Source organism: Daejeonella sp., assembly GCF_049655485.1.
Classification (GTDB): domain Bacteria; phylum Bacteroidota; class Bacteroidia; order Sphingobacteriales; family Sphingobacteriaceae; genus Daejeonella.
Genome location: NZ_JBASJU010000447.1, coordinates 1 through 2,572 on the forward strand (window position 1 = coordinate 1; position 2,572 = coordinate 2,572).

3 protein-coding genes are annotated in these 2,572 nt (G+C 43.2%); 2 read left to right on the plus strand and 1 reads right to left on the minus strand.

The genetic code is table 11. The annotated features are described in order from the left end of the window. Both WBJ10_RS17765 and WBJ10_RS17770 read left to right on the plus strand, forming a co-directional pair. On the plus strand, window positions 1–359 hold a 359-nt coding region (locus tag WBJ10_RS17765; RefSeq protein WP_424292736.1), incomplete at its 5' end, for an FAD-dependent protein. Further along, window positions 360–722, plus strand: a complete 363-nt coding sequence (locus tag WBJ10_RS17770) for a CoA-binding protein (protein WP_424292738.1) — start codon at window positions 360–362, stop codon at window positions 720–722. 20 nt (window positions 723–742) lie between these two features. Here WBJ10_RS17770 and WBJ10_RS17775 read toward each other — a convergent pair whose 3' ends face one another. Then, window positions 743–2,110 (minus strand): methyltransferase RsmF C-terminal domain-like protein, encoded by a 1,368-nt coding sequence (locus WBJ10_RS17775; protein WP_424292740.1) that lies wholly within the window; start codon window positions 2,108–2,110, stop codon window positions 743–745. Window positions 2,111–2,572 lie beyond the last annotated feature (462 nt).

Here is a 2,572-nt window from a genome sequence, read left to right on the forward strand (position 1 = left end):
TCGATTTCGTTAATAACCGCTTGTCACCGGACCTTCCCGTAAATTCATACATCCCCGGCACGCGTAGTGCTGATCTGAGTACCGTTCTCCCTCCGTTTATACATAACCGTTTGCAGAAAGCATTACCGGCTTTTGGAAGGAAAATGAAAGGTTACTATACAAATGAGGCTATTTTGGTAGGAGTGGAGTCGCGCACATCCTCACCGGTTAGAATTCCTCGCGACAAAGAAACGCTGCAGCATACAGAAATGGCGGGTCTCTTCCCTTGCGGGGAAGGAGCAGGCTATGCAGGCGGAATTGTATCAGCAGCAATTGATGGCATGAACTCTGCGGATGCAGTATTTAAATATATATCCTGAATGAAAAAGAAGACACTTATCCTTGGCGCCACAGACAATACATCACGATATGCCAACATGGCTGCGAACAGGCTTGTGGCTTATGGTCACCCGATAGTTAATGTGGGAATTAAATCCGGACAAGCTGCAGGAGTGGAAATTGAGAAAGCCGGAACTATATATAAGGATATAGATACTATAACCCTTTACCTTGGCCCGCAAAATCAGGATCAGTACTATGATTACATCCTGGAGTCGAAACCTAAGCGCCTTATTTTCAATCCTGGTACTGAAAACCCGGTTCTGGAGGAGCTTGCTCAGCAGAATGGAATAGAAACGCTGGAGGCTTGTACTTTGGTGATGTTATCAACAGGACAGTATTAGGAGTGCCCTGATTTGACAGGTTAAATGATATTCTGATTTACGATCCGCATTTCCTTAGGGAAATAGTTATTCATTCGATTATCGAGCATCTTCGCCCATCCGAGAGACTGGCCTTTATAACACATTAATACCCATCCGCGCTGTGGGTGCTTTAGTTTGAGTTCATCACGTTTCATGTAGGAGATGGCTTGTTCGCGGCTCAGTTCTATTCTTGCAATAGAATCATTTAAAAGAAGGCTTAGCGCGAGTTCATGGTTTGGAACCAAATCCTTTCCCATAACCTTCCCTAGCCTCACACCCGATTTCTTAAGGTAAAGGCTCGATTGCAGATATTGAAGGTCGGCCTCGTGTTTCTTATTAATGGCGAATAATTCGTCGTGCAGGTTTAATATGCTGATCTCACCGGAGTTTTTGAGCCATTTATTGATAATCTCTTCACTTTTTTGATTAGCCTTAACTTCTTTCGCCCTTCTTATCTGTGCTTCGTTTTCGGCTTCATTTTTACGGAAACAGGCAATAAAGAAACCTTCGCCTTTCACTTTATGCGGATAGAATCGATAACCATAAGCTTTATGTTTATCCGAAAGGGTTTCTTCAATTCCCCAATCGCTCTCCAGTGGAATCTGAACAGCTGTTAGATCAAATGTATCGCAGAGCCAATCCGAAATATCTTCGTTTTCCTGTTTTGAGTAGGAGCATGTTGAATAGATCAGTGTCCCGTGCTGCTTCAGCGCGGGGTATATATCGGCAAGTATACGTTGCTGCCTCTGGCTGCATAGCAAAACCGCTCCCTCCGACCATTCATTGATCGCCGCAGGATCTTTTCTGAACATTCCTGAACCTGAACAAGGGGCATCTACAACAATGGCATCAAAATATGCACCCAGTCGTTTAAAGTCGCGGGGATCATTATTACTTACAAATGAATTTTCAGGCCCCCATTTAGTAAGGTTATCAGCAAGCACCGGCACCCGCGTTTTAATAATCTCATTTGAGAGCAGCAGGCTATTTTTATTTATTAAAGAACTGATCAGGGTGCTCTTCCCGCCCGGCGCCGCGCAAAGATCCAATACTTTAATTGCAGCAGACAGATCGCATGAATGTTTTATTACCTGCTCAAGGAACATCGAAGAAGCTTCCTGAACGTAATAACAGCCAGCATGGAACAAAGGGTCGGCAGTAAAGGCCGGGCGCTCCTCAAGGTAATACCCGGTGCTACACCATGGAACCTGCTTTTCATCCGCAAAGAGTTCAGCCGGCTTGAAGGGATTTAAGCGTACGGAAGTAAGCTGTTCTCCACTTTCGTGGGATTTAATAAACTCTTCTCCTTCTATATTATAGTTTTCAATGAGTGATCTGATAAATGCTGATGGGAGTATGTTGCTCATTAGTATATATAGATGTAGAGTTTTTGATAGATGATCAGAGGAGTCTAGACTATAACTGAATATCAAGGGTAAAGTTATTTAAAATGCTGGGTTTAATTTGGTAACACCAGGTTCTGAACGCCTGATAATGAGATTCACCTCCTTCTTCAGCATTGACTTAAACGGCTAATGAACGTCTAATGAACGGCAGATGAACGGCAAATGAACGGCAAATGGATTTGTTTTACCTAAATCTTAGGCTTGCTTTATTATAGATCGAATTATTTCTATTTGCAGGTCCACCTGGCATCGCCTCAAGGCTTATTAACTAGCTCTGCCTGCCTAACAGATTTGGACATGAATTTTTTCTTCTTCTTTTCCAGCCACTTAGCATAAACTCTTAAATTAAAAGGTCTGATCTCTTGTGGGGGATGTGTGATTTGCATACCTTTGCATCCCGCAACAGAGAGAAGCGGGTTGTTT